Here is a 26,846-nt window from a genome sequence, read left to right as displayed (position 1 = left end):
GGTGAAACGAGGAAGGGCCTCACCCTTCCTCGATCACGCCCTCTTCGTAGGCCGCGAAGGTGGCCGCGGTGATGATCTCGCTGACCGAGGCGCCCAGGCTGACGATCTGCACCGACTTCTCCAGCCCCACCAGCAGCGGGCCGATCACGGTCGCGCCCCCCAGCGCCTGGACCAGCTTGGTCGAGATCGAGGCGGAGTGGACGGCCGGCATGATCAGGACGTTGGCGTCCTTGGACAGCCGCATGAAGGGGTAGTTGGCCCGCGCCTCCGGATCCAGCGCCAGCTCGGGCGGCATTTCGCCCTCGTATTCGAAGTCGACGCCGCGGCGGTCGAGGATGCGGATCGCCTCTCGCACCTTCTCGCCCCGGTCGCCCGGCGGATTGCCGAAGGTCGAATAGCTCATGAAGGCCACGCGCGGGGTGCGGCCCAGGCGGCGCACCGTCGAGGCCGCCTGCACGGCGATGTCGGCCAGATCCTCGGCGTCGGGCAGTTCGTGCACCGTGGTGTCGGCGATGAACAGGGTCCGCCCCCTAGCCAGCACGATCGACAGACCGATCAGCGTGCCGCGCACGTCCAGCACGCGGCCGACCTCGCGCATCGCCATGTTGAAATTGCGGGTGACGCCGGTGACCATGCAGTCGGCCTCGCCCTTGGCCAGCATGGCGGCGCCGAAATAGTTGCGGTCCTGATTGACCATGCGCTGCACGTCCCGACGCAGCCAGCCGCGGCGTTGCAGTTTGCCGTACAGAAAGTCGACGTACTCCGCGTTGCGGTGCGAGACCCGGGCGTTGACGATCTCGATGCCCAGGTCGTCGAAGTTCAGACCCGCCTCGGCCGCGTTCTGGCGCACCAGATCCTCGCGCCCGATCAGGATCGGCGTGCCGAGTTCGGCCTGTTTGAACTGCCAGGCGGCGCGGATGACCGACGCCTCCTCGCCCTCGGCGAAGACCACCCGCTTGTTCGGCGCGCCGCGGACGGCCGAGCTGATCTTCTGCATCAGGGCGGCGGACGGATCGACCCGCTCGCGCAGCCGGGCGCGATAGGCGTCCATGTCGGGGATGGGCTTGCGCGCCACGCCCGTGTCCATCGCGGCCTGCGCCACGAACGGCGGGATGTACCAGATCAGGCGCGGATCGAACGGCGAGGGGATGATGTAGTCCGGCCCGAACTTGAGCTTGCGCCCGCGATAGGCGGCGGCGACCTCGTCCGGCACGTCCTCGCGCGCCAGCGCCGCCAGGGCGTGGGCGCAGGCCACCTTCATCTCGTGGTTCACCTGACGCGCCCGCACGTCCAGCGCGCCGCGGAAGATGTAGGGGAAGCCCAGCACGTTGTTGACCTGGTTCGGATAGTCCGACCGGCCCGTGGCGATGATGGCGTCCGACCGGACCGACATCACGTCTTCCGGCGTGATCTCCGGGTCGGGATTGGCCATGGCGAAGATGATCGGATTGGGCGCCATGGACGCCACCATCTCCTTGGTGATCGCGCCCTTGGCGGCGAGGCCCAGGACCACGTCGGCGCCGACCATGGCCTCTTCCAGCGTGCGGTGCGGCGTGTCGGTGGCGTGCGCGGCCTTCCACTGGTCGACGTTCGGGCGGCCCTTCCAGACCACGCCGTCGCGGTCGAGGATCACGGTGTTCTCGGCCTTCACGCCGGCGGCCTTCATCAGGCCGATCGACGACAGACCCGCGGCCCCGGCGCCCACCAGCACGACCTTTACGTCTTCCAGCTTCTTGCCGGCGATGTGGCAGGCGTTGATCAGGCCGGCGGTGGAGATGATGGCGGTGCCGTGCTGGTCGTCGTGGAAGACGGGGATGTCCAGCAGGTCCTGAAGCTGGGTCTCGATCTCGAAGCATTCCGGAGACTTGATGTCCTCCAGATTGATGCCGCCCCAGGTGTCGCCGATGTTCTTGACCACCGTGACGAACTCGTCCGGGTCGGTGGTCTTCACCTCGACGTCGAAGCTGTCGACGTCGGCGAAGCGTTTGAACAGGACGGACTTGCCCTCCATCACCGGCTTGGACGCCATGTGGCCCAGGTTGCCGAGGCCCAGGATGGCCGTCCCGTTCGAGATGACGGCCACCATGTTGCCCTTGGCCGTGTAGTCGTAGGCCTTGTCCACGTCCCCGGCGATCGCCAGCACGGGCACGGCCACACCCGGCGAATAGGCCAGCGACAGGTCGCGCTGGGTCGCCATCGGCTTGGTGGGGGCCATGGAGATCTTGCCCGGGGTCGGGACGCGGTGGAACTCCAGCGCCTCGTCGTCGGAGAAGGTCTGTTTGTCGGTCTGGTCGGGCATGGGACTCGCGCGGGGTGGAAAGCGCGCGAACCCTAGAGCGTCGGCTCGCCGGTTGGAACAGGCGATCCCGCCGCCGCCGCCGGGACGACCGCCGGGCCGCCACGACGCGGCAGGCGCCAGACCTGGTTCTTCTCGAACCTGTCGCCCATCCAGGCCATGACGGTCACCGTGATCTCGCGGTCGTCCCAGTCGATCAGGTTGAAGCTCGCCGGCGTGCCGCGGATGCGGTCCGACAGGGTGCCGCACCCGACGGCGTAGGAGCAGTGGTCCGCCAGCGGGATGGGCGTGGCGAACGGCACATGCACGTGGCCCGTAAGGATCAGGTCGACCCCGGCCTCGGCGAAGATCATCGCCGCGGCCTCGCCCCGCTTCACGTCGCCGCTGACCGGGGTGCCGATCATCTCGATGAGCGGATGGTGGCAGGCGAGCACCCGCAGCGTGCCCGCGGGCGCCGCCTCCAGCGCCTGAGCCGCGCGGCGCGTCTGGTCCAGGTCGATCACGCCCTTGGACCAGTTCAGGCGGGCCTGCCAGCCGCGCGCGGTGGTGACGCCGCGCACCATGACGCGATCGCCGACGAACTGGTGGTCGTGCGCCGGATGACCGATGACGGTTTCGAACGCCTTCCACGGCGAGAACAGCCGGTGCCAGACGTTGAAATAGGGCACGTCGTGGTTGCCCACCACGACGAAGGTCGGATTGGCGAGCCTGTCGATCCAGCGTGAGGCGGCCTCGAACTCCTCCGGCTGCCCGGACTGGGTGACGTCGCCGGTGACCAGCGTCAGGTCGGGCTTCAGCGTGTGGGTGAGCTCCATCGCCGCCTCGGCGGCGGCGGCGTTCTCGCGCCCGAAGTGAACGTCGGAGACCTGGACGAGGCGTCCGCTCACGCCTCTATCCCCGCGTGGTCGAGGCGGGGCGCCAAGGCCTTGAACGCGCGAGGGCGAAAGGTCGCGATCGCCTCGGCGTCCAGCCGCATCGGCTCTCCGTCGACCACCGCCGGGATGCGCGACCGGGCCCGCATCGTCACCTTGCGAACGGTCTGGGTCAGGACCGCCGGGTCGTGCCGCCAGTCGTCGAACAGGGCGTGCGCGGCCAGCCGGAAGGCGTCCGCCGCACCCGCCGGGCTCATCGCCGCGGCCTCCAGCCCCTTGTCCACGTCCATCACCTTCGAGATCAGCGGCGTGATCAGGGCCACCGCCTCCGCGCGACGCACCGGGCCACCGTCCAGCTGGTAGCGCAGCCGGCCGCCGAAGGCGCGGCGCAGCGCACGCCGCCCATGAAGCCAGGCCAGCCGCCAGTCCCCTTCGCGCACCGCCTCGCGCGCGGGCGCCCACAGCGCGGGCGCCCCGAAGATGGCGGCGCAGAAGAAGGCCCGCCCCTCCACCTCGCCGCCCGAGACGAGGCGGATTTCGCCCCGCTCCAGCGTCTCGCGCAGCGCCTTGCGCCAGTCGGTGGTGTCGTAAAGCGCCTTCGGCAGCATGTTCATGGTCCCGCCGGGAAGGGGCGCGATCATGGGTCCGTCGTCGCCCGTCGACGACGCGATGGTGCCCGCCGTGCCGTCTCCGGCGAGGATGATCAGCAGGTCCGGCCCGGCGTCCAGCGCCTCGGCGATCCCCTCGGCGAAGGCGCCGGCCTGCAGCTCGATCACCTCGGCGTCGTCGAGCGGGTACTCCGCCAGAATCCCGCGCGCGGCCTCGGCCGCCCCGGCGTCGACGCTCCCCGACGCCGGGTTGACGATCATCCGCACACGACCGAGGGGGACGTGCGGGGTCAGCTCCCGCGCCTCCGGCTCACCGGATGCGGGATCCACGGCAAAGGTTTCGCTCATGCCTGCCGAACGTCCCGCGCGGCGGGGCGTTCCGGCGGATCAGGCGGCCTTCTTCAGCTCTTCTGCGGTCTTGGCCGCGCCGGCTTCCAAGGCGTCGCCGGTCTTCTCCGCGGCCTTGCCGGTCTCGTCGACGGCCTGTCCGGCCACGACCGGAACGGCGTCCACGGCCTCCTCGGTCTTGCCGCTGACGGTGTTCCACGCCGTGGCGATCCAGCCGTCCATCCGTGCCCCGGCCTCGGCCACCGAGCGGTCCATGATCGACAGGACCAGCATCACCACGCCGAACAGCGCCAGCAGCCCGACGATGAATCCGACGACCGGATTGCCGCCTCGGCGACGCTTGGACGCCCACACCGGGCCCGCGCCGTCGTCCGCCATCCGCGCGATCTCAGGAAAACGCATCATTCAACAAACCCCCAACCTTGTTCCCGGCCCACCCCGGTCCTGTCCGCTTCCGGACGTTAACCTTATAACCCGGGCCTTAAGGTCAAGCCTAATCGCGGAACCGCCAAGTCGGTCCAGCGTTCTCACCCCCGGGGCGAACCAGAGATTCTTCCAGAGGACGAAACCAACATGAAAAAGGCTCTCATCGCCATCGCCGGAGCCGGCCTGCTGACCGCCGCTTGCGCCAGCGACCCCTACGGCTCGAATGAAACCGTGCGTCAGGGCGCCATCGGCGCCGGCATCGGCGCCGTGGCCGGCGCGGTCATCGGCAACAACATCGGCGACGGCAACGCCGGTCGCGGCGCGGCCATCGGCGCCGTCGTGGGCGGCGCCGCCGGCGCCATCCGCGGCTCGCAGCAGGACCGCGCCAACCAGCGCTACGACCAGGCGCGCGGCATCTACTGCTATCCGGAAGGCGACTGCTACTATCCGGACGGCCGCCGCTACCGCTAAGCCGCGGACACGGCTGAAGATCTCGCCCGTCCCTCGCAAGAGGGGCGGGCGTTTTCGCATATGGCGAAGCTTTGGCGGCAACCGCGCCGGCGAATCGACGTTACCTCGAAAGACAAGGGGGACGTCATGACCGCATCCAGACCGCTTTCGATCCTCGCGCTGACCGCCGCGACGCTGGCCGCGTGCGCCTCGGGACCCATGACCCGCGACCAGCTGGTGGTCGAGCCCTCGACCTGCGGGAACCGCAGCTTCGAGGTCTATTTCGCCGAGAGCGCCGCCCAGCTGACGCAACCCGCGCGTCAGGCCATCGACCTCGTCGCCGACCAGATGGCCGCCTGCGACATCACCAGGGTGACCGTCATCGGCCTGGCGTCCGCGACCGGCACGCCGGAGGCGAACCTGAGCCTTTCCCAGCGCCGGGCGCAGACCGTCGCGGCGGAGTTCGGGCGCAAGGGCTGGCCCGCCCCGGCGTTTCAGCTGGACGCCGCCGGCGACGCGGGCGCCGTCACGCCCGACGGCACGATGGAGCCTTTGCGCCGCCGCACCCAGGTCTTCATCGAGGCTCGGCCCCGCTGACGGCGGCTGCGGCGTCGCCGCCGCTTGGACCCGGGCCCCGGGACCGGTAGGACGGAGGCGAACCCTCCGGAGGTCCGCTTGCGCCGCCTGCTCGCCCTGATCCTGGCCATCCTGCTGTGGCCGACGCTGGCGGCGGCCCAGCCGAAGTCCACCGAGCGGATCGAGGCCGAGCTGGTCTCGATGTCGGCGTGGGCGACGCCGGGGTCGACCCTGATGCTGGCGGTGCGGCAGGACATCGAGCCGGGCTGGCACACCTACTGGCGCAATCCCGGCGACTCGGGCGGGGCGACGACGCTGGACTGGCGCCTCCCCCGCGGCTTTTCCGCCGGCGGGATCGTCTGGCCCCTGCCGGAGCGGCAACGCCTCGGCGAGCTGATGAACTACGGCTATTCCGGCGTCGTCTACCTGCCCGTGCCCGTCCAGGTCCCCGCCGACGCCGCGCCGGGATCCCGACAGACCTTCACCGTCACCGCCCTTTTCCTCGTCTGCAGCGCAGAGATGTGCGTCCCGGACGAACTGGAGCTGTCGCTGGCGCTGCCCGTGGCGCCGGGCGCCGCGACCGACACGGAACACGCCGGGGCCATCCGCCGGGTGCTGGAGACCAGTCCTCGCCCCGCGCCGATCGCGGCGCGGATCACCCTCGGCGACGACGGCCGGCCCGTGCTGACCGCCGCCGGCACGGAGCTGGAGGGCGTCACCCGGGGCTATTTCTTCCCGTTCGAGGGCGGGCTGCTGGACCATGCGGCGGCGCAGACCGGAACCCGCGGTCCGAACGGCCTGACGTTGACGCTGACCCCGGGGCGGGGCTTCGGAACCGAGGCGCGACCGTTGGCGGGCGTGCTCGACACCGACCGCGGCGCCTTCGAGATCACGGCCCAGCCCGGCGAGCTCCTGCCCGGAACTTCGGGCGGCGGGGCGTTGGCGGAGGAGGTGGGGCCGGGCGGCGGCGCGGCCGTGGGCGTGGTGACCGCGCTGGGGTTGGCCCTGATCGGCGGGCTGATTCTGAACCTGATGCCCTGCGTCTTTCCGATTCTGGCGATGAAGGCCGCCTCGCTGGCCTCGGCCGCGCACGACGCCCCGCGCGCCCGGCGCGACGGATTGGCCTTCCTCGCCGGGGTGCTGGTCGCCTTCGTCGCGCTGGGCGGGGCGCTCTTGGCGCTGCGGGCGGCGGGACAGGCGGTCGGCTGGGGCTTCCAGCTGCAGTCGCCGGGCGTCATGGCCGGCCTGAGCCTGCTGATGCTGGCGGTGGGGCTGAACCTGTCGGGCGTCTATCACGTCGGCGCGGGGCTGCAGGCGGCCGCCGGATCGGGCCCGCTGTCGCGCCTGCCGGGCGGGGTCGGCGCCTTCTTCACCGGGGTGCTGGCCGTGGTCGTGGCCGCGCCCTGCACCGCGCCCTTCATGGCCCTGGCGCTGGGCGCCGCGCTCGTCATGCCGTGGCCCGTCGCCCTGCTGGTCTTCGCCATGCTGGGCCTCGGACTGGCCCTGCCCTACGTCGCCGTCAGCTTCAGCCCGGCCGTCTTGCGCCGGCTGCCGCGGCCGGGGCCCTGGATGCAACGGCTGAAGGGCGTGCTGGCCTTCCCCATGTACGGCACGGCCCTGTGGCTGGCCTGGGTGTTCAGCCGTCAGGCGGGGGCCGAAGCCCTGGCGCTGCTGTTCGCCGCCGCCCTCATGGTCGCCTTCGGCCTGTGGCTGGCGGGTGTGAACCAGGCGGCGCGGACGGAGGGGCGGCCCGCCATCCTGAGCGCCGTCGCCGCGACCCTCGCCCTGCTTGGCGGCGGCGGTCTGGCCGGAACGTCGGCGATGCTGCCCGCGCCGGCCACCGGGGCGGAAGGAGCCACGTCCGCCTCCGTGTTGTCGTCGCGGCCCTGGTCCGCCGACGCCGTCGCCGCGGCGCGCGCCGAGGGCCGGACCGTGCTGGTCAACTTCACGGCCGACTGGTGCGTGACCTGCAAGATCAACGAGCGCGCCGCCCTGACGTCCGGGCGCGTGGCGCAGGCGCTGGAGGCGGCGGACGCGGTCTATCTGGTCGGCGACTGGACGCGGCGCGACGACGTCATCGCCGCCGAGCTGGCCCGCCACGGCCGCTCGGGCGTTCCCCTGTATCTGCTCTATCCGGCCGGGGGCGGCGAGCCCCGCATCCTGCCGCAACTGCTGACCGAGGGCACGGTCGTCCGCGCCCTTCAGGAGACTTCCGCCCGCTGACCCCAAGGAGACGCCCGATGATCCGCGTGACCCTCGCCTGCGCCGCCGTCCTGGCCCTCGTCGCCTGTTCGCCCGCGTCGGAGACGCCCGAGCCGAAGACGGAGACGGCGGCCGCCTCGACCGCGGCCCTGCCCGCGGCCCCGGTCTTCACCCTGGTCGATTCCGACGGCGTCCAGCGCAGCCTGGCCGACTTCCGCGGCAAGACCGTCGTGATCGAGTGGACGAACGAAGGCTGCCCCTATGTCCAGAAGCACTATTCGGCGGGCGCCATGCAGGCGCTGCAGCGCGAAGCGACGGCCGACGGCGTCATCTGGCTGACGATCATCTCCTCGGCGCCGGGGACGCAGGGCTTCGTCGAAGGCGAGGCCGCCCGGGCCTTCAAGGCGAAGCACGACGGCGCGTGGACCCATCTGCTGCTCGATCCGACCGGTCAGGTCGGCAAGCTTTACGACGCGAAGACCACGCCGAACATGCGGATCATCGATCCGGAGGGGCGTCTGGTCTACGTCGGCGGCATCGACGACCGCCCGACCAACAAGGTCGAGGATCTGCAAGGCGCCAACAACTTCGTCCGCGCGGCCCTGACGGACCTCGAGGCCGGCCGCCCCGTCGCGACGCCCTTCGCCCAGCCCTACGGCTGCTCGATCAAGTATCCGGAGACGGTGGAGGCCGAGGCCTAGACTTCCGGCTGCGGCGGGGCGGTGATCACCGCCACGTTGTCGTCGAACAGGTGAACCAGTTCCGACAGGGCGGAGGCGCGCTCTTCCGGGGTCGCGGCGCTTTCCAGCGCGGTCAGGCGGACGGGGATGTCCTCGGAAATGCCGCGCAGGATGCATTTCAGGTCGCCGTCGACGCCGCGTTCCTTCAGCACCAGATGCCCCTGCATGTCGCGCTCGGCCAGCGCCAGGGCGTCGGCCTTGAACGCGGTCCAGTCCGGGCCGCCCAGCACGGCGACGAGATCCATCGCGGCCCAGCCCTCGGCCGTGGTCTTCAGCTTGCCGGCCCGGGCGACGATGTCGAGGAACAGCGGCTCTTCGGCGACGGTCACGGGGTCGCCCGGCGTCCACGCCGGCCGGGCGGCGGCCGTGGCGACGGCGGGATCGGTCAGGGACAGGGCGACGGCGAGGGCCAGACCGCAGGACATGGCGGCGTTCCTTCTTCTCCGATCTCGCGCGACTGGCGAATCGGTCATTGAAAGGGGGTACGCCCCACCCGTAAACGGACGCTTACGCCGCCTTCGGAGCCGATGATGCCGACCGCCCGCCCCGCCGCCCTGGACAAGGCCTGGAAGGCGTTTCGCCGCGCCGCCGAGGCGGATGCCGGGACGCCCATCGTCGACTGGTTCGGCAAGGAGCCCGACCGGCTGGAGCGGATGACGCTGCAAGCCGCAGGTCTGACGCTGGACCTGTCGAAGCAGCCGTGGTCGCAGGCGGGTCTGGGCGCCGCACTGGATCTGGCGCGCGCCGCCGACGTCGAGGGTCGCCGCGCCGCTCTGTTCGGGGGCGAGGTCGTCAACCCGACCGAGGGCCGCGCCGTCCTGCACCCCGCTCTGCGCGCGCCCGACGGCGCGACCTTCACGGCGCTGGGCGAACCGGTCTCGCATGAGGTCGAGGCGGTGCGCGAAGCCATGGCCGAGTTCGCCGAGGACGTCCGCACGGCGCGCGAGACCGGCACGGGCGGCCGGCCGTTCGAGGCCGTCGTGCACATCGGCATCGGCGGTTCTGATCTGGGGCCGCGGCTGGTGTGGGACGCCCTGCGCCCCGTGGAGCCCACCGTCGACCTGCGCTTCGTCGCCAACATCGATCCGCGTGAGATGGCCGAAGCCCTGGCCGGGCTGGACCCGGAGGCGACCCTGGTCGTGGTGGTGTCCAAGACCTTCACCACGCAGGAGACCCTGGCCAACGCCGAGCTGGCCCGCGACTGGCTCAAGACCGCCGTCCCGACGAAACACCTCGGCCGGCACATCGTCGGCGTCACCGCCGCGCCGGAGCGCGCCGAGGCCTTCGGCTGCGGCCGCACCTTCGCCTTCCGCGACTGGGTCGGGGGGCGCTACTCCCTGTGGTCGGCGGTGGGCCTGTCGTGCGCCGTCGGTCTGGGCTGGGAGGTCTTCTCGGAGATGCTGGACGGCGCCGCGGAGATGGACGCCCACTTCCGCACCGCGCCGCTCGACGCCAACGCGCCGGTCTTGATGGCCCTGGCCCAGGTCTTCAACGTCGCCGGCCTGGACCGCGGCGCCCGTACGGTGGCCCCCTACGCCCACGGGCTGCGGCGCCTGCCCGCCTTCCTGCAGCAGCTGGAGATGGAGTCGAACGGCAAGGGCGTGACGCTGGAGGGCGCGCCGGTCGCGGCGTCGGGCCCCATCGTCTTCGGTGAACCCGGGACCAACGGACAGCACGCCTTCTTCCAGCAGCTGCATCAGGGCCCGCAGGTCGTGCCGGCGGAGTTCGTCGTGGTGCGCGACACCCTGGACGGCGGCGGCTCCGAGGCTCCGCTGTGGTCCAACGCCCTGGCCCAGGCGCGCGCCCTCATGGTGGGCAAGACGGAGGATCACGCGCGCGCCGAGATGCTGGAGCTGGGCATGGAGCCGGAGGAGGCCGACCGGCTGGCGCCGCACAAGACCTTTCCGGGGAACCGGCCCTCGACCACCCTCGTCATGGACGCCCTGACGCCGCGCGCTCTGGGCGCGCTGCTGGCTCTTTACGAGCACAAGACCTTCGTCGAGGGCGTGATCTGGGGCATCAACAGCTTCGACCAGTGGGGCGTGGAACTGGGCAAGGCCATGGCGCGCAGCCTGCTGGCCGACGCGGAGGCGGGGGCGCCGTCCGTGGATCTGGATCCCTCGACCGCCGCCCTGCTGATCCGGCTGGCGACCCGCCCGGCGTCGAAGGCCGCGCCTGTGCCCGGGGTCAAGTCGAAGCCGGACAAGGTCAAAAAGGAAAAGGAGCGCGCTCCCGCCCGGGAAGCGCGCCCCTCGTTCCTGTCCCGCAAGAAGCCGCAGGACTAGTCCGGCCTACCAGCGACGGTCGTAGCGATAGTCGCGGTCTCGGCGGTTCTGGGCGCTGCGCCACTCGCCGTGGTTCCGCCAGAAGCGGCCGTCGCGGTAGTAGCCCCGGCCCTGATAGGTCCGCCCGTCGACGTAGCTCCGGTCGTAGCCGTAGCCGGACTGGTAGCCGTAGCGGTCGCGGCTGTTGATGCCGTGCTCGCGCTCCCAGTGGCCCTGGTTGCGCCAGCAGCGGCCGTCGCGCTGGTAGCCGCAGTCGTCGCCGCCGCTCGTGGCGGCCACCGCCGCGCCGGCGAGGGCTCCGCCCAGGATGTAGGCGCCGTCGCCCTGTCCGATCACGGCCCCGGCCACGGCGCCGACGGCCGCGCCCAGAAGGGCGTCGCGGGTCGAGTCGTTCCGGTCCCGATCGCGGTCGTAGCGATAGTCCTGCGCCGCCGCGGGGGCGGCCGTCAGCATCAGGGCGGCCAGCGGGGCGGCCGCCGTCATCACCATCTTCGTCTTCATGTCGGCGCTCCTTTCATGAGGCATGTCCGCAGCTTGCACCCGGCGGCCTGAACCTGCCGGGGATCGGCCGTTCAGCGGGCGTTCATGCCGTGCGGCTTGCGGCCCGAGGCAAGGAACGGCACGGTCCGCCCATGCGGATGTGGCGCGGCTTCAGACGAGGGTTCACCGGGGCCGCCCTGCTGGCGGCGCTGGCGCTGGCCGGCTGCGCGACCGCGCAGGACGTCCCGCCGCCGCCCCCGCCGCCGCCTCCTGTCGCGCCCCCGCCCCCGCCTCCGCCGCCTCCGCCGCCCCCCACCGACGTCCGGATCGCCGACGCGCGGGCGCTGGCCGAGGCGGGCGACCTCGCCGGGGCCGAGCCGCTGTACGTCGCGGCGGCCGAGCAGGCGGAGGCGCGCGGCGACCCGGTCGCCGCCTCGACCGCCTGGATCGAGGTGGCCAAGGCCCGCGCCGGTCTGGGCCGCGAGGACGACGCCGACGCCGCGGTGAGCCGCGCCGTCGCGATCGTCGAATCCGGCCTCGGCCCACAGTCCACGCAGCTGGTCCCCGCGCTGCTGACGCAGGCCCGCATGCGCTACGTTCAGGGCCGCCACGCGGATGCTCTCGCCGTGGCCGACCGCGCTCTCGCCCTGACGACGGCGCCCGACCACGTCGCCGACCTGACCTATGAGCGCGGCAAGAACCTCGACGCTTTGGGGCGCTTCGCCGAGGCCGAGACCTCCGCGCGAACCGTGATCGCGCTGCGCACCGATCGCCTGGGCCCCGACGACCCCTACGTCGGCGACGCTCTGAACCAGCTGGCCAACGCGCTGATGGCGCAGGGCCGCTACGCCGAGGCCGAGCCGCACCAGCGGCGGGCGCTGGTGATCTACGAGGCGGCCTACGGCGCCGAGGACGAGCAGGTGGCGCTGGCGCTCAGCAACCTGGGCAACATCCTGCGCCGCACCGGGCGGATGGCCGAGGCCGAGCGGTCGCACCGCCGCGCGGTGGCCATCGCCGAGCGGGTGGAGAATCCCGTGCTTCTGGCCCAGACCCTGACCAACCACGGCTGGCTGCTGCACCTGACCGGCCGCGGCGATCTGGCCGAGCCGGCGTTCCGGCAGTCGCTGGCCATCGCGCTGGAACTGGTCGGCCCGGACCACCCCTTCACCGGCGTCGCCACCGCCAATCTGGCCTTCAGCCTCGTCGATCAGGGCCGTCACGCCGAGGCCCTGCCGCTGTTCCAGACCGCCCTGCCGGTGCTGGAGGCGGGCCTCGGCGCCGACAGCCCGGATCTGGTCACCACGCTGGACGGCTACGGTCAGGCCCTGATCGGCCTGAACCGCCCGGCCGAGGCCGAGGCCCTGATGATCCGCGCCGGCGCCATCCTGGCCGCACGTCAGCCGGCGGGGCACCCGGACGCGGTCTTCCAGGCCGCGGACCACGGCGGCTTCCTGGCCCGCGCCGGTCGCGCGGACGAGGCGCTGGCCGTGCTCAGGCCCGCGCGCGACGCCCTGTTCCGGCGCGACGGACGGCGGCTGGAGGGCGGCGACCCCACCCGCCGCGCGGCCCCGCTGTTCCGCCGCCTCGTCCAGGCCGCCTGGTTGGCGAAATCTCCCGACTGAATCGGCCTTCCCGCCCTTGACGCCCGACCGCGCCGGACCTACTTCCGCCGCGCGTTAGCACTCGGGCACGGCGGCTGCCAAAAGCGCCGGCGTCCGGGGGCGCTCAATCATCAGAGGCCCTGAAGGGAGAACTACAGATGGCGTTTCGTCCGCTCGGCGATCGCGTGCTGGTCAAGCGCGTGGAAGAGGAATCGAAGACCAAGGGCGGGATCATCATCCCCGACACCGCCAAGGAGAAGCCGCAGGAAGGCGAAGTCGTCTCCGTCGGCCCCGGCGCCCGGGACGACAGCGGCAAGGTCAACGCCCTGGAGCTGAAGGCCGGCGACCGCATCCTGTTCGGCAAGTGGTCGGGCACCGAGGTCAAGATCGACGGCGAAGACCTGATCATCATGAAGGAATCGGACGTCCTGGGCGTGCTGTCCTAAGCACCCGGCGCCTGATTTCACTCCCGTAAACAGACAGATAAGGAGCAGCCGCACATGGCCGCCAAGATCGTTCAGTTCAACACCGACGCGCGCGACAAGATGCTGCGCGGCGTCAACGTCCTCGCCAATGCGGTGAAGGTCACCCTGGGTCCCAAGGGCCGCAACGTCGTCATCCAGAAGTCCTTCGGCGCCCCGCGCTCGACCAAGGACGGCGTTTCGGTGGCCAAGGAGATCGAGCTGGAGGACGCCTTCGAGAACATGGGCGCCCAGATGATCCGTGAGGTCGCCTCCAAGACCAACGACAAGGCGGGCGACGGCACCACCACCGCCACCGTCCTGGCCCAGTCGATCGTCCAGGAAGGCCTGAAGTCGGTCGCCGCCGGCATGAACCCGATGGATCTGAAGCGCGGCATCGACAAGGCCGTGGCCGCCGTCATCGCCGACATCAAGGCGTCGTCCAAGAAGGTCTCGGCCAACACCGAGATCGCCCAGGTCGGCACGATTTCCGCCAACGGTGACGCCGAGGTCGGCGAGATGATCGCCCGCGCCATGGAAAAGGTCGGCAACGAGGGCGTCATCACCGTCGAGGAAGCCAAGACCGCCGAGACCGAGCTGGACGTCGTCGAGGGCATGCAGTTCGACCGCGGCTACCTGTCGCCCTACTTCATCACCAACGCCGACAAGATGCAGGCCGAGCTCGAAGAGCCCCTGATCCTGCTGCACGAGAAGAAGCTGTCCAGCCTGCAGCCCATGCTGCCGATCCTGGAGGCCGTGGTGCAGTCGGGCCGTCCGCTGCTGATCATCGCCGAGGACATCGAGGGCGAGGCCCTGGCCACCCTGGTGGTCAACCGCCTGCGCGGCGGCCTGCGCGTCGCCGCCGTCAAGGCGCCGGGCTTCGGCGACCGCCGCAAGGCCATGCTGGAGGACATCGCCGTCCTGACCGGCGGCCAGGTCATCTCCGAGGACCTGGGCATCAAGCTCGAGAACGTCACCCTCGACATGCTCGGCAAGGCCAAGAAGGTCACCATCACCAAGGACGACACCACCATCGTGGACGGCGTCGGTGAGAAGGACGCCATCGAGGCCCGCATCGGCCAGATCAAGAAGCAGATCGAGGACACCACCTCGGACTACGACAAGGAGAAGCTGCAGGAGCGTCTGGCCAAGCTGGCCGGCGGCGTCGCGGTCATCCGCGTCGGCGGCTCGACCGAGGTCGAGGTCAAGGAGAAGAAGGACCGCGTCGACGACGCCCTGAACGCCACGCGTGCGGCCGTTGAAGAAGGCATCGTCCCCGGCGGCGGCATCGCCCTGCTGAAGGCGACCAGGGCTCTGGACGGCCTGACCGGCGACAACGCCGACCAGACCGCCGGCATCGCCATCATCCGCCGCGCCATCCAGGCCCCGATCCGTCAGATCTCGGAAAACGCCGGGGTCGAAGGCTCGATCGTGGTCGGCAAGGTGCTGGAGAACGCCGACAAGTCGTTCGGCTTCAACGCCCAGACCGAAGAGTACGGCGACCTGGTCGCCATGGGCGTGATCGACCCGGCCAAGGTCGTCCGCACGGCGCTTCAGGACGCGGCCTCGGTGGCCGGCATCCTGATCACCACCGAAGCGGCCGTCGCCGACGCCCCCAAGAAGGCCTCGGCCGGCGCCGGCGGCATGCCGGGCGGCGGCATGGGCGGCATGGGCGACATGGACTTCTAAGTCCCACGCCCAGCTCAGGTTGAAACGAAGAGGGCGGGTCCGGCGACGGGCCCGCCCTTTTTTGTCCGGCCAACGACGACGTTCGTCGGCTACTGGGGATTCACGCAGGAAGTCGGGTAACACGGCTGCCTTATCGGTCCTTCCGCCGGCGGGGCCGACGGCGTCGAAGACGGTGGTGTCCAAGTCGGGGCTGCAGGCTGCTGCGGCTGGCTATATGGCCAATTCTGATCGACGATGATCGCCGGCCCGTTGCCGGTCCCTTGGGGGGCGGTCGAATATGGCGTGCCGTCGGAATAGGCCTCCTGAGGCACGAACGGCTGCGCCGGCGCCGTCGCCGACGAAGCGGGCTGGCTCATCGGAACATAGACCTGCTGCTGCGGCGGCGCGCCGTACACATAGCTCGAAGTGCCCGTGTACGGATTGTAGACTTGCTGGGGGGCTTGGTAGGGCGTGCACGGGTCGGAGCACGGCGCGGAGATCCAGTCCGCGACGGCGCACCCGTTCAACATGAGAAGCCCGCCCGCCGCCGCGATCATCCTGCGCTTGATCATGCCTTCCTCCCATTCGATGGTGAGAGTAACGGCGATTTCCGATGGGCGATCAAGCCTCTCGATCTGACGGTCCCTGATGGCCCCAAGTCGGCTTTCGTCAGAAGACGCGCCGCCGTCAGCATCTATAGTGGGTCGCAAGGAGAGCGCCCATGTTTCAAGTCCTGGCCCGCTGCGCCGCCGTCCTTGCTCTGTGCGTCGGCCTGTGGCCGTCGCCCTCGCTCGCCTCGCCGAGCCGGGGAGAATTGCAGGACCCGAAGGGCGTGTCGGTCTGCAGCCCGCTCCGTGACTCCGACGCGGCGCTGTGCGAGGCCTTGCTGGCGCGAAACTGCAGCCTGGCCACCGGCGACGGCGTCTCCTTTTGCCGGGCCGTCACGACGGCGACCTGTTCCCTGATCGCGGACGATGCGGGACAGAGCCTGTGCCGCGGGCTGACCCAGCGGTACTGCTCCTACGTCCCGCTGGATCGGGGAGCGCTGTGCCATGCGGTGGTTCAGAGGCGCTGCGACGAACTGGATGAGCGCGGGCAGGCTTGGTGCACGGCACTGCGCGCCGCCTTGCCGCCCCGATCCGACGGCTGACGAGCCGTCGATTGCGCATCCCCCCGGATCACGAGCTATATCCTGCGTCGGACGCCTACGGCTTGATGCAGCCCCTGCGCATCCCGGGCGGCTGGCTGATCGCCGTCAACAAGCTGCGGCTCGCGATGGACGACGACCTGAGCCAGGTCGGCGGGGCGACGCTGTTTCACGCGGTGAACGCCGCGCGCCGATTCAACATCGACGTTGATTTGCGACCCGAATTCGATGTCCACGGCGTCTTTCACCTGACGGTCGGATACCAGCCTTGGCCACGCTCGCCCAAGGGGCGTCGGATCAAACACGTACCGCTGCATTTCGATTCTGATGGACGGTGCATGCACGCGTTTGAAACTCGCTCGTATCCCACCCTTGTCCGCGAGCTTGAGCACTGGATCGCCAGGTGCACGGTCTGGCAGGTGGAGCCGGGCTGATGTCATGCGCCCTTTGGACGACGGAGAGAGCCTGATGCGCCGCTTGCTTGAGATGACCTTGGCCTTGGCGGCCATGCACGCGCCGCCGTGTCTTGCCCAGTCGCAGCTGGGCACAGCTGAGGCGTTCCGCCAAAGCAAGGCGGCGTTCGAGCAGGTCCGGGTCCGGGACGATGATCGGGTGCAGAGTTACACTTTGATCGGCGCCGCCTGTCGGCCGACCCTGGTTCAAATCTGGAGTGACGGTTCGACCGGTGCGTCCCAGCCCCTTTCTCTGGAGCACGCGACGGTCAGAAGTTACGAGGAAGACGGCGGCTACCACACTGTGGAGTTCGTCAGCCCTGCCGATGGCGCTTTCACCTTCTCAGCCGGCTCGGTCAGAGCGCGGACCAATGTCGAGGCTCATTTGGCCTTCCTCATCGACGCCTGCGCGGATGCGGCCACGAGATCTCGTGGGGCGTCCTTCAGCGCGGAGGAGAGGGCGGTCGACGCGTTTCAATCGCTCAAGCTCGAACTGGAGGCGATACGTCGGACCGCCGCGGGCCTTGATTTCCGCTACACCTTACAGGGACGCCCGTGCCAGGCGCGACTTGTCGAAAGTCACTCGGCGGCGGGTCAGCCGGATGGGCGCACGGTCTCGCCGGTGGAGTGGCGGCGAGCGACCGCCGAACCCTATCTGGTCGGCCCGGCGCCGGGCATCCGGATGCGAACCGACGGGGGAGAAGGGTTTCTCTGGGTCGACACTGAGCATCGGGCTCGCCGCGTCTCACACCTGATGACGAAGCTCACGCAGCACTGCCAGGCCGTGGGAGGCGTGGTGGACTAGGCTGAGTGGTCACGTCGTTCTGACACGGGCGAGTAGGTCTGAAAGACGCAGCCGCGGGCATCGACCAGCAAGGCCAGGTCCCGATCCCCCCCGGGCCACCACGAGTAGACCGGCACACCGTCGAGCACGCCTTGGTGACGCAGGTAGCGGTTCAACGCGGTTACGCCGGTCGGACTTCCGGAGGGTACGTAGCGTACGCCGGCCCACTCGATCTCCGTCCCGTAGGCGAACCATTGTTTCGTTCTCGCGCCGGGCAGATCCGAAGGCTCGGCCGGAAAATTCGAATCTTCGGAAAGCGTGCGCCACGATCCGTCCTGCGCTTCAGCCGCCACGACAGGCTCGATGGTTCCCGTGGCGTCCGAGACGCAGAAGAGCTCCCAAGTCGGATCCTGCATGACGAGAGCCCCGACGAGGCTCATCACGTTCAACATGGTCATCTCTCCGGATCAGCTGGCGAAACTTGCGCACCGCCCGGCCGTGACACCAACCCCCGAAACCTGACGCGCGATCGTCCCATGATGATGGCGTCCTCCACCCTTGCCTCCCCCGACGTAACCGTGGCTCCCTCTCCGGCATGAGCGAACTCGACGATTTCCGCGCCTCCACCCGCCAGTGGCTGGAGGCGAACTGTCCGCCCGAGGTGCGGGGGCCCGTGCGGTCCGAGGACGAGGTGATCTGGGGCGGGCGCAAGGCCGTCTTCGCCACGCCCGGCCACGAACGCTGGCTGAAGGTCATGGGCGAGCGGGGGTGGACCGCGCCGGAGTGGCCGGTGGAGTACGGCGGCGGCGGCCTGTCGCGGGAACAGGCCAAGGTGCTGGCGCAGGAGCTGGCGCGGCTCGGGGCGCAGCCGGCGCTGAACAGCTTCGGCGTCTGGATGCTGGGCCCGGCCCTGCTGAAGTTCGGCACCGAGGAGCAGAAGAAGCGCTTCCTGCCGCCGATCGTGCGCGGCGAGATCCGCTGGTGCCAGGGCTATTCCGAGCCGGGCGCGGGATCGGATCTGGCCGGCCTGCAGACCCGCGCCGAGGACCGCGGCGATCACTGGGTCGTCAACGGTCAGAAGGTGTGGACCAGCTATGCCGACAAGGCGGACTGGATCTTCTGTCTGGTGCGCACCGATCCGGAGGCGCCCAAGCATCTGGGCATCAGCTTCGTCCTGTTCGACATGGCGACGCCGGGGGTGACGACCAGGCCGATCACGCTGATTTCGGGCAAGTCGCCCTTCTGCGAGACCTTCTTCGACGACGTGCGGGTGGAGAAGGAAAATCTGGTCGGGGAGCTGAACCGCGGCTGGGACGTGGCCAAGCACCTGCTGGCGCACGAGCGGACCATGATCGGCGCCATGGGCGAGATCGGCGGGGGCCGGCCGTTGGGCCAGGTCGCGACCGGCGCGATCGGTGTGGGCGACGACGGCCGCCTGCTGGACCCGATGCTCCGTGCACGGATCGCCGAGCTGGAGGTGGACGCCGCGGCCTTCCGCCTTGCGCTGGAACGCACCGGCGACCGCATGAAGGCGAAGCAGGCGCACCCGGCGCTGGCGTCGATGCTGAAATACTACGGCTCCGAACTGAACAAGCGGCGGCACGAGCTCTTGATGGCCGCCGGCGGCTCGGACGCGCTGGAGTGGGAGGGGGAGCGGTCGCGCGACGGCGCCATGGCCCGCGACTGGCTGCGCACCAAGGCCAACTCCATCGAGGGCGGGACCAGCGAGATCCAGCTGAACATCCTCGCCAAGCACGTCCTCCAGCTGCCGGGGGCGTGAGCGGATGCCCCTGATCCTGACCGACGAACAGACCATGCTGAAGGGGGCCGCCGACGGCTTCCTGAGCGAGCGCGCGCCGATCGCCCATCTGCGGAACCTGCGCGACTCCCGCGACCCCGACGGCGTCTCGCGCGAGCTGTGGGCCGCCTTCGGGGAGATGGGCTTCGCCGGCGTCGTGATCCCCGAGGCCGACGGCGGCTCCGGCCTCGGCGCCGTCGAGGCCGGCGTCATCGCCGAGAGCCTGGGCCGCACCCTGACGCCCTCGCCCTTCCTCGGATCGTCCGTGCTGGCCGCGACCGTGCTGACGCAGGCGGGATCCGACGCGCAGAAGGCCTGGCTGCCCCGCATCGCGTCCGGAGAGGCGATCCTGTCGCTGGCCGTGGACGAGGGGCCCAAGCACGCGCCCGCGCGAATCGCCGCGACGGCGCGGCGTCAGGGCAACGGCTTCGTCCTGAACGGCGCCAAGGGCTTCGTGCTGGACGGCCACGTCGCCGACGCCCTGATCGTGGCGGCGAAGACCGACGGCGGCCTGACCCTGTTCCTGATCGATCCGAAGACGGACGGCGTCGAGGTCGAGCGCACCGTGATGGTCGACGCCCACAACGCCGCGCGGGTCACCATGACCGACGTCCGCGTCGACGCCGACGCCGTCATCGGGGCGGTGGACGGGGGCGAGGCCCCCCTGACCGCCGCCCTGAACCTGGGCCGCGCCTGCGCCGCCGCCTCCCTGGTCGGGGCCGGGGATCAGGCCTTCCAGATCACACTGGAGTACCTGCGCGCCCGCAAGCAATTCGGAAAGGCGATCGGCGAGTTTCAGGCGCTGCAGCACCGCGCCGCCCACCTGTTCACCGAGATCGAGATCGCCCAGGCCGCGGTTCTGGCCGCGCTGCAGGCGCTGGACGCGGGCCGCGAGGACGCGGGTCTGGTCGCCTCCGTCGCCAAGGCCAAGGCCGGGCGCGTCGCCGAGCTGGCGGTGCAGGAGGCGGTGCAGATGCACGGCGGCGTCGGCATGACCGACGAGTTCGACGTCGGCCTCTACATGAAGCGGGTGCGCGTCCTGAACGAACTGCTGGGCGACGCCGCCTTCCATCAGGAGGCGCTGGCGCGCAGCCAGGGCTTCTAGGTCAGGCCTGCCGGAAGCCCAGCACGTCCTGCATGTCGTAGAGGCCCGGCTTTCGGCTGCGGACCCAGGCCGCGGCGACCACCGCGCCCTTGGCGAACAGGCTGCGGTCGACCGCCGAGTGGCTGAGCGTCAGCGTCTCGTCGTCCGAGGCGAAGATCACCGAATGCTCGCCGATGATGCCGCCGGCGCGCAGGGCGGCGAAGCCGATCTCGCCCTCCTTGCGGGCCTGTCCCACGCCGTCGCGCGGCGCGGCGCGCACCTCCGCCAGATCCACGTCCCGACCGTTCGCCACGGCCTCGCCCAGCATCAGGGCCGTGCCCGACGGCGCGTCCACCTTGCGGCGATGGTGCGCCTCCAGCACCTCGACGTCCCAGTCGCGCGCGTCCAGCCTCTGCGCCGCGTGCTCGACCAGACCGATCAGGATGTTGACGCCCAGCGAGAAGTTTCCGCTGCGGACCACGGCGACCTTCTCCGCCGCCGCCTCGATCCCGGCGAGCTGCTCCGGCGTGAAGCCGGTCGAGCCGATCACCAGCGCCGGCCCGCCGCGCGCCGCGCACGCCTCGGCCAATTCCAGCGAGGCCTCGGGCGTGGAGAAGTCGATGACGACGTCGCAGCGCGACAGGTCCGGCGTCTCGCCCCGGTCGAAGCGGGCGGCGACCACCACGTCGTCCCGCGCGTCCAGCGCCGCCGACACGGCCCGGCCCATCCGTCCGCGGGCGCCGGAGATGCCGACGTGCAGCACCCCGTTCACTGGGCCGTCTCGCCGCTGCCCAGGATGTCGGCCCAGAACCGCTTGGCCTTGCCCGTGAAGCTGGAGTTGCGCGGCGTCTGGGTCTCGCCCAGCGAATCCGCCAGCTCCTGCAGCAGCTCCTTCTGACGCGCGGTCAGGTCGGTCGGCGTCTCGACGAACAGCTCGACCACCAGATCGCCGCGGGTCTTTCCGTTCAGGTGCGGCATGCCCTTGCCCTTGATGCGCACGGTCTTGCCGGTCTGGGCGCCGGCGGGGACGGTGACGGGCGCCTTGCAATTGCCGTCGCAGGCCTGGCTGACCAGGCAGGGCGCCTCGATCTCTCCGCCCAGCGCCGCGACCGTCATCGGCACCGGCACGGTGACCAGCAGGTCGAGGTTGTCGCGCTCGAACAGGTCGTGCGGCGTCACCGACAGGAAGACGTAGAGGTCGCCGCGCGGGCCGCCACGCTGGCCGGCGTCGCCCTCGCCCGTCAGGCGGATGCGCGAGCCGTCGTCGACCCCGGCGGGGATCTGCAGGTTCAGCGTGCGGGTCTTGCGCACCAGGCCGTGACCCATGCAGCTGGTGCAGGGCTCGGCGATCATCTTGCCCTGGCCGCCGCAGCGCGGGCAGGTGCGCTCCATCTGGAAGAAGCCGTTGGCGGTGCGCACCCGGCCCTGCCCCCCGCAGGTGGTGCAGGTGACGGGCTGGGTGCCGGCCTTGGCGCCCGAGCCCTCGCAGGTCGTGCAGGTCAGCGTCGCGGGAACCGAGATCTCCACCTCCGCGCCCTGATAGGCCTGCTCCAGCGTGATCTCGAGGTCGTAGCGCAGGTCGGAGCCCCGGCGCGGGCCGCCCCGCGCGCCGCCGCCGGCGCGGCCGCCGAACACGTCCCCGAAGGCGTCGCCGAAGACCTGGGCGAAGATGTCGTTGACGTCGGCGAAGCCCTGTCCCTGACCGAACGGATTGCCGCCGGGGCCGCCCGCGTGGCCGAAGCGGTCGTAATGGGCGCGCTTCTGCGGATCCGACAGGACGGCGTAGGCCTCGGAGACTTCCTTGAACCTGGCCGAGGACTCTTCGCAGCCCCCGTTGCGGTCGGGGTGATGCTGCATCGCCAGCTTGCGATAGGCGGCCTTCAGAACGGCGGCGTCGGCCGTCCGCTCGACGCCCAGAACCTCATAATAGTCGCGCTGCGCCATGCGGCGGGGATCCTCTGACTCTCCGCCCGTCCCCGCGTCGTTCCGACGTCTGAAGGACCGGCGATGACCGGGCTGACATGGGAACCCGATCCGGTGATGCAAGGCTTAAGAAAAGGCCCCGCCCGTCGGATGACAAGCGGGGCCGTTCCCGGATTTCAGGCGCCTCAGGCGCTCTTCTTGTCGTCGGAGTCCGAGACTTCCTCGAACTCGGCGTCGACCACGCCGTCGTCGGCCGGCTGGCCCTCGGCGGCGGCCTCGCCCGAACCCTGCTGGGCCGCATACATGGCCTCGCCCAGCTTCATCGAGGCCTGGGCCAGGGCGTTGGTCTTCTCACGGATGGCTTCCGGATCGGCGCCGTCCCTGGCCGCCTTCAGGTCGGTCAAGGCGGTTTCGATGGCCGTCTTCTCCTCGGCGCCGATCTTGTCGCCGTGCTCCGACAGGGCCTTCTCGGTCGAGTGGATCAGGGCGTCGGCCGAGTTCTGGGCCTCCACCAGGTCCTTGCGGGCCTTGTCGGCGGTGGCGTTGGCCTCCGCTTCCTTGACCATCTTCTCGATGTCGGCGTCCGACAGGCCGCCGTTGGCCTGGATGCGGATCGACTGCTCCTTGTTGGTGGCCTTGTCCTTGGCCGTCACGTGCACGATGCCGTTGGCGTCGATGTCGAAGGCGACCTCGATCTGCGGCATGCCGCGCGGCGCCGGCGGGATGCCCATCAGGTCGAACTGGCCCAGCAGCTTGTTGTCCTGCGCCATCGGCCGCTCGCCCTGGAAGACCCGGATCGTCACGGCCGACTGGTTGTCGTCGGCGGTCGAGAAGGTCTGGCTCTTCTTGGTCGGGATGGTCGTGTTGCGCTCGATCAGGGGCGTGAACACGCCGCCCAGGGTCTCGATGCCCAGCGTCAGGGGCGTCACGTCCAGCAGCAGCACGTCCTTCACGTCGCCCTGCAGCACCCCGGCCTGCACCGCGGCGCCCAGCGCCACGACCTCGTCGGGGTTCACGCCCTTGTGCGGCTCCTTGCCGAAGAAGGCCTTCACGGCCTCCTGCACCTTGGGCATCCGGGTCATGCCGCCGACCAGCACCACCTCGTCGATGTCCGACGCCTTCATGCCGGCGTCGGCCAGCGCCTTCTTGCACGGCTCGATGGTGCGCTGGACCAGATCCTCGACCAGGGCCTCCAGCTTGGCGCGCGAGAGCTTGATGTTCAGGTGCAGCGGGCCCGACGCGTTCATGGTGATGAAGGGCAGGTTGACCTCGTACTGGGTCGTGGAGCTCAGCTCCTTCTTGGCCTTCTCGGCCTCTTCCTTCAGGCGCTGCAGGGCCAGCTTGTCCTGGCGCAGGTCGACGCCCTGCTCCTTCTTGAACTCGTCGGCCAGGTAGTCGACCAGGCGCAGGTCGAAGTCCTCGCCGCCCAGGAAGGTGTCGCCGTTCGTGGACTTCACCTCGAACACGCCGTCGCCGATCTCCAGGATCGAGACGTCGAAGGTGCCGCCGCCCAGGTCGTAGACCGCGATCTTCTGGCCGTCGTTCTTCTCAAGCCCGTAGGCCAGGGCGGCCGCGGTCGGCTCGTTGATGATGCGCAGGACCTCGAGGCCGGCGATCTTGCCGGCGTCCTTGGTGGCCTGGCGCTGGCTGTCGTTGAAATAGGCCGGAACGGTGATGACGGCCTGGGTCACTTTCTCGCCCAGATAGGCCTCGGCGGCCTCCTTCATCTTGCCTAGGATGTAGGCCGAGACCTGCTGGGGCGAATAGTCCTTGCCGTGGGCCTTGACCCAGGCGTCGCCGGTCGGACCCTTGACGATCTCATAGGGCACCATGCCCTTGTCCTTGGCCACGACGGGGTCGTCGAAGTTGCGGCCGATCAGGCGCTTGATGGCGAAGAAGGTGTTGGCGGGGTTGGTCACCGCCTGACGCTTGGCCGGCTGGCCGACGAGGATTTCGCCGCCGTCCTGGATGGCGACCACCGACGGGGTGGTGCGGTTGCCCTCGGCGTTCTCGATGACCTTGGGCGAGCCGCCCTCCATCACCGCGACGCAGGAGTTGGTGGTGCCGAGGTCGATACCGATGATCTTGGCCATGGTCTGGTCTTCGTCTCCGTTTCGGCGGGCGATGCGGCGGCCTTGGATCAAGCGCCGCGCGTGACCGCCCCCGTGGGTTTGGTGTCTGTTTATGAGAAGCCCCAGCGATCGCGGGGTTTCTCGGGTCAGGCGGCATATGGGAAGCCCGCCCCCTCCCGCAAGGCCTTTTCGTCAGGGGCCGTCACTGGAACCGGCCGCCGCTCCGGGGCAGGATGACGGCCTTCGCCCGGAGCCCGCCATGTCCCCCTTCGCCCGCGCCGCCCTGATCGTGACCGTGGCCGTGGCGGCCGCGGCCCTGGCCGGTCAGGCGTGCGCCCAGGCCCGGTCCGCAGACGCCGAGAATCGCCGCGTGCGCGTGCACAACCAGACCGGCGTGGCCGTGCGCAGCCTCAGCGTCGCCGAGACGGGCGGCGCCTTCGGTCCCGACCTGCTGGCGGGAGAGGCGCTCGAGCCGGGCCGCAGCCGCCCGCTCCTGATCGATGCCGGCAACGGCGCCTGCCGGTTCACCGTCCGCGCCGTCCTGACGAACGGCCAGACGCTCGACCGGCCCGGCGTCGACGTCTGCCGCATCGCCGACTGGTATCTGACGCGCTGATCGGTCACGGCATCGGGACTCGACGCCCTCCCGTCCTGCCGCCAAGGTCCGCCGGTCGACACAGGAGCGCGCCCATGACCGTCCGACTGACCCGCCCGGAAGGCTCCGAGCCGCAGGACTTCGCCCTCAGCCGCCGGGCCCTGGCGGGCGTCTCGGCGGGAAGCCTGTTCTTCGCCGGCTATGCGCCCGCGGCGCTGGCGGCGCAGGCCGCGCCGATCCGCACCGACGCGGAGGGACTGCAGGTCGGCGACGTGACCTATCCGGCGCCGGACGGATTCCAGCTGCCGGCCTACGTCGCCCGACCGCAGGGCGACGGGCCGTTCCCGGTCGTGATCGTCGTCTCCGAAATCTTCGGCGTGCACGAGTACATCCGCGACGTCTGCCGCCGGCTGGCCAAGGCGGGCTACGCCGCGATCGCTCCCGCCTTCTTCGTCCGCGTCGAGGATCCGGCGCCGCTGTCCGACATGGCGCGGGTCCAGGAGATCGTCGCGGCGGCGAAGTACCCGCAGGTCATGGGCGACGTCTCGGCGACCATGGAATGGGCGTCGACCCAGCCGTGGGTCCGCGACGACCGCATGGGCATCACCGGCTTCTGCTGGGGCGGCAAGGTGGTCTGGCAGGCCTGCGCGCGATTCGCGTCGCTGGACGCCGGCGTCGCCTGGTACGGTCGTCTGGCCCCGTCGGCCGAGGCCACGCCCGAACAGAGGGTCGCCGGCGAGCCGTGGCCCGTCGATCTGGCCGACGACCTGAAATGCCCGGTGCTGGGCCTTTACGGAGAGGCGGACCGCGGCATCCCCCTGCCGTCCGTCGAGCAGATGAACACCGCGCTTCAGCGCGCGGGCCGCACGGACAGCGGCATCCACGTCTATCCTGCCGCGCCGCACGGCTTCCACGCGGACTATCGCGACAGCTACCGCGAGGCCGACGCCCGCGACGGCTGGCGGCGGCTGCTGGAGCTTTTCGACGCGCGGCTGAAGGCCTGACGCCGCTGACGGCATCTGACGTGAGCGGAGACGCGCGTTGACCTTGGCCACCGCCGGATGTGTGATCCGGCCATGAACGTCGTCTCTTCCCCCGGCCGGACCCTCGCGGCCTTGGTCGCCGCTCTCTGGCTGTCCGGGGGCCCGACTCCGGCGACCGCCTCGGCCCAGGAGCCCGCGATGAACTGCGACCTCGTGACCGATGGTCAGTACTGGTTCTGCCGGGCTCTGGAGGCGCGGAACTGCAATCTGGCCGAAAGCGCCCACTACTGGCTGTGCAAGGCCCTGGTCGATCGGAACTGCAGCCTCGCGGAACGCACCGACTACTGGACCTGCAAGGCGCTGGTGGAGCGGAACTGCAATCTGGCCGAGCGGGAAGGCTACTGGGAATGCAAGGGACTGATTGAGAACTGCGACCTCGCGCCGAGGGAGTCGCATTTCAGCTGCCGGGCCATCGCGCCCTTCTTCCGGGCGGGCCGCACATGAAGGCGATCGCGCCGATCGGGGCTGCCGCCGTCCTGCTGGCCGGGGCCTGCGCCGCCCCGCACGCCCCCGGTCCCGCCGTTCAGGCCTCGACGCCGGCGACGGCGATGCCGCGCCCCCCACGCAGCGATCCGCCTCCGCCGCCGCCGACGCATGCCGCCTTCATGACGTCGTGGCTCGCCCACGTCTGCTGGAAAGGACCGGCGCCCGCCGATGCCGGGTACGTCGAGGCTGGTCTGGAATCAGGCTGGCTGCGAAGCGATGTCGGTCCGCCCTGCAGGGTCGCCACCCGGGCTCACGCCAACGCACTCGATGCGATCGACGCGGCGCTTGTGGAAGCGGCGTCCGCCCGGGGGCTCGAACCGCTCGAGACCGGCGTCCCGGGCACTCGGCGCATGACCGGAGCGGGAGGGGAAACGCTGGCTTGGACCTACGCGCCGGGCAGCGTCGGGGAAACCTGGCTTCAGATCGATTGGACGGACGCGCCCTGAGCC

General features: G+C 70.5%; 26 protein-coding genes and 1 pseudogene. 17 read left to right on the top strand and 10 right to left on the bottom strand.

Going from position 1 to position 26,846, the window contains the following annotated elements; genetic code table 11:
• Positions 1-19: 19 nt before the first annotated feature.
• Genes EFJ44_RS02020 through EFJ44_RS02005 form a run of 4 tightly spaced genes read right to left on the bottom strand, consistent with a single transcriptional unit; the run spans position 20 to position 4,529 of the window.
• Positions 20-2,299 (bottom strand): NADP-dependent malic enzyme, encoded by a 2,280-nt coding sequence (locus EFJ44_RS02020; protein WP_125255514.1) that lies wholly within the window; start codon positions 2,297-2,299, stop codon positions 20-22.
• 32 nt (positions 2,300-2,331) lie between these two features.
• Positions 2,332-3,183, bottom strand: coding sequence for a metallophosphoesterase family protein (locus EFJ44_RS02015; protein ID WP_125255513.1), 852 nt, complete (start codon positions 3,181-3,183; stop codon positions 2,332-2,334).
• Positions 3,180-4,124, bottom strand: coding sequence for a diacylglycerol/lipid kinase family protein (locus EFJ44_RS02010; protein ID WP_125255512.1), 945 nt, complete (start codon positions 4,122-4,124; stop codon positions 3,180-3,182). The genes EFJ44_RS02015 and EFJ44_RS02010 overlap by 4 nt, the downstream gene beginning before the upstream one ends.
• Positions 4,125-4,163: 39 nt before the next feature.
• Positions 4,164-4,529 carry a hypothetical protein gene (locus tag EFJ44_RS02005; RefSeq protein WP_241209641.1) on the bottom strand — a complete coding sequence of 122 codons (366 nt, stop codon included), beginning with the start codon at positions 4,527-4,529 and terminating at the stop codon, positions 4,164-4,166.
• A 168-nt stretch (positions 4,530-4,697) separates the two neighbouring features.
• Here EFJ44_RS02005 and EFJ44_RS02000 point away from each other — a divergent pair, with 168 nt between their 5' ends.
• The 4 genes from EFJ44_RS02000 (at position 4,698) to EFJ44_RS01985 (ending at position 8,479) form a co-directional block, all read left to right on the top strand.
• Positions 4,698-5,021, top strand: coding sequence for a YMGG-like glycine zipper-containing protein (locus tag EFJ44_RS02000; RefSeq protein ID WP_125255511.1), 324 nt, complete (start codon positions 4,698-4,700; stop codon positions 5,019-5,021).
• 126 nt (positions 5,022-5,147) lie between these two features.
• On the top strand, positions 5,148-5,597 hold the full coding sequence (locus EFJ44_RS01995) for an OmpA family protein (RefSeq protein WP_125255510.1): 450 nt from the start codon (positions 5,148-5,150) through the stop codon (positions 5,595-5,597).
• Between the two features lie 78 nt (positions 5,598-5,675).
• Positions 5,676-7,799, top strand: a complete 2,124-nt coding sequence (locus tag EFJ44_RS01990; protein ID WP_338142270.1) for a protein-disulfide reductase DsbD family protein — start codon at positions 5,676-5,678, stop codon at positions 7,797-7,799.
• 17 nt (positions 7,800-7,816) lie between these two features.
• Complete coding sequence (locus EFJ44_RS01985) at positions 7,817-8,479, top strand: thioredoxin family protein (protein WP_125255509.1); 663 nt, start codon at positions 7,817-7,819, stop codon at positions 8,477-8,479.
• Here the strand turns inward: EFJ44_RS01985 and EFJ44_RS01980 are convergent.
• Positions 8,476-8,943, bottom strand: a complete 468-nt coding sequence (locus EFJ44_RS01980) for a hypothetical protein (RefSeq protein ID WP_125255508.1) — start codon at positions 8,941-8,943, stop codon at positions 8,476-8,478. The genes EFJ44_RS01985 and EFJ44_RS01980 overlap by 4 nt on opposite strands.
• Positions 8,944-9,048: 105 nt before the next feature.
• Here EFJ44_RS01980 and pgi point away from each other — a divergent pair.
• Positions 9,049-10,665: pseudogene (gene pgi / locus EFJ44_RS01975) on the top strand (glucose-6-phosphate isomerase); the annotation flags it as partial.
• Between the two features lie 144 nt (positions 10,666-10,809).
• Here the strand turns inward: pgi and EFJ44_RS01970 are convergent.
• The gene (locus EFJ44_RS01970) at positions 10,810-11,304 is read right to left on the bottom strand and encodes a hypothetical protein (RefSeq protein ID WP_125255506.1); all 495 of its coding nucleotides are present in this window, start codon (positions 11,302-11,304) and stop codon (positions 10,810-10,812) included.
• A gap of 131 nt (positions 11,305-11,435) precedes the next feature.
• Here EFJ44_RS01970 and EFJ44_RS01965 point away from each other — a divergent pair, with 131 nt between their 5' ends.
• From EFJ44_RS01965 to EFJ44_RS01940, 6 genes are all read left to right on the top strand, one after another.
• Positions 11,436-12,905, top strand: coding sequence for a tetratricopeptide repeat protein (locus EFJ44_RS01965; RefSeq protein ID WP_125255505.1), 1,470 nt, complete (start codon positions 11,436-11,438; stop codon positions 12,903-12,905).
• A gap of 137 nt (positions 12,906-13,042) precedes the next feature.
• Positions 13,043-13,330, top strand: coding sequence for a co-chaperone GroES (gene groES / locus EFJ44_RS01960; protein ID WP_123288102.1), 288 nt, complete (start codon positions 13,043-13,045; stop codon positions 13,328-13,330).
• A 54-nt stretch (positions 13,331-13,384) separates the two neighbouring features.
• Positions 13,385-15,034 (top strand): chaperonin GroEL, encoded by a 1,650-nt coding sequence (gene groL, locus EFJ44_RS01955; protein ID WP_125255504.1) that lies wholly within the window; start codon positions 13,385-13,387, stop codon positions 15,032-15,034.
• 700 nt (positions 15,035-15,734) lie between these two features.
• Positions 15,735-16,163, top strand: coding sequence for a hypothetical protein (locus tag EFJ44_RS01950; protein ID WP_125255503.1), 429 nt, complete (start codon positions 15,735-15,737; stop codon positions 16,161-16,163).
• A 62-nt stretch (positions 16,164-16,225) separates the two neighbouring features.
• Positions 16,226-16,594, top strand: coding sequence for a hypothetical protein (locus tag EFJ44_RS01945; protein WP_125255502.1), 369 nt, complete (start codon positions 16,226-16,228; stop codon positions 16,592-16,594).
• A gap of 34 nt (positions 16,595-16,628) precedes the next feature.
• On the top strand, positions 16,629-17,417 hold the full coding sequence (locus EFJ44_RS01940) for a hypothetical protein (protein WP_125255501.1): 789 nt from the start codon (positions 16,629-16,631) through the stop codon (positions 17,415-17,417).
• Here EFJ44_RS01940 and EFJ44_RS01935 read toward each other — a convergent pair.
• On the bottom strand, positions 17,414-17,854 hold the full coding sequence (locus EFJ44_RS01935; RefSeq protein ID WP_125255500.1) for a hypothetical protein: 441 nt from the start codon (positions 17,852-17,854) through the stop codon (positions 17,414-17,416). The two genes, EFJ44_RS01940 and EFJ44_RS01935, sit on opposite strands and share 4 nt — an antisense overlap.
• Before the next feature lie 137 nt (positions 17,855-17,991).
• Here EFJ44_RS01935 and EFJ44_RS01930 point away from each other — a divergent pair, with 137 nt between their 5' ends.
• Together EFJ44_RS01930 and EFJ44_RS01925 are read left to right on the top strand one after the other, a co-directional pair.
• On the top strand, positions 17,992-19,176 hold the full coding sequence (locus tag EFJ44_RS01930) for an acyl-CoA dehydrogenase family protein (RefSeq protein ID WP_125255499.1): 1,185 nt from the start codon (positions 17,992-17,994) through the stop codon (positions 19,174-19,176).
• Between the two features lie 4 nt (positions 19,177-19,180).
• The gene (locus tag EFJ44_RS01925) at positions 19,181-20,299 is read left to right on the top strand and encodes an acyl-CoA dehydrogenase family protein (RefSeq protein ID WP_125255498.1); all 1,119 of its coding nucleotides are present in this window, start codon (positions 19,181-19,183) and stop codon (positions 20,297-20,299) included.
• A 1-nt stretch (position 20,300) separates the two neighbouring features.
• On the opposite strand, the gene dapB is transcribed toward EFJ44_RS01925, so the two are convergent.
• The 3 genes from dapB to dnaK form a co-directional block, all read right to left on the bottom strand.
• The gene (gene dapB / locus EFJ44_RS01920; RefSeq protein WP_125255497.1) at positions 20,301-21,050 is read right to left on the bottom strand and encodes a 4-hydroxy-tetrahydrodipicolinate reductase; all 750 of its coding nucleotides are present in this window, start codon (positions 21,048-21,050) and stop codon (positions 20,301-20,303) included.
• Complete coding sequence (gene dnaJ, locus EFJ44_RS01915) at positions 21,047-22,222, bottom strand: molecular chaperone DnaJ (protein WP_125255496.1); 1,176 nt, start codon at positions 22,220-22,222, stop codon at positions 21,047-21,049. The genes dapB and dnaJ overlap by 4 nt, the downstream gene beginning before the upstream one ends.
• 164 nt (positions 22,223-22,386) lie before the next feature.
• On the bottom strand, positions 22,387-24,294 hold the full coding sequence (dnaK, locus tag EFJ44_RS01910; protein ID WP_125255495.1) for a molecular chaperone DnaK: 1,908 nt from the start codon (positions 24,292-24,294) through the stop codon (positions 22,387-22,389).
• A 238-nt stretch (positions 24,295-24,532) separates the two neighbouring features.
• Between dnaK and EFJ44_RS01905 the strand changes: the two genes are divergently transcribed.
• From EFJ44_RS01905 to EFJ44_RS01890, 4 genes are all read left to right on the top strand, one after another.
• Complete coding sequence (locus tag EFJ44_RS01905) at positions 24,533-24,889, top strand: hypothetical protein (protein WP_125255494.1); 357 nt, start codon at positions 24,533-24,535, stop codon at positions 24,887-24,889.
• Positions 24,890-24,963: 74 nt separating this feature from the next.
• Positions 24,964-25,872 (top strand): dienelactone hydrolase family protein, encoded by a 909-nt coding sequence (locus EFJ44_RS01900; RefSeq protein WP_125255493.1) that lies wholly within the window; start codon positions 24,964-24,966, stop codon positions 25,870-25,872.
• Positions 25,873-25,944: 72 nt separating this feature from the next.
• Positions 25,945-26,355: a hypothetical protein gene (locus EFJ44_RS01895; protein WP_125255492.1), complete on the top strand. Its 411-nt coding sequence runs from the start codon at positions 25,945-25,947 to the stop codon at positions 26,353-26,355.
• Entirely contained in the window at positions 26,352-26,843 is a 492-nt protein-coding gene (locus EFJ44_RS01890) for a hypothetical protein (protein WP_125255491.1), read from the top strand. The genes EFJ44_RS01895 and EFJ44_RS01890 overlap by 4 nt, the downstream gene beginning before the upstream one ends.
• The last annotated feature ends 3 nt before the right edge of the window (positions 26,844-26,846 follow it).

Source organism: Brevundimonas fluminis (assembly GCF_003934285.1).
GTDB classification, from domain to species: domain Bacteria; phylum Pseudomonadota; class Alphaproteobacteria; order Caulobacterales; family Caulobacteraceae; genus Brevundimonas; species Brevundimonas fluminis.
The sequence above is the reverse complement of the archived record's forward strand: the minus strand, read 5'-3'. Positions and strand labels throughout refer to the sequence as shown.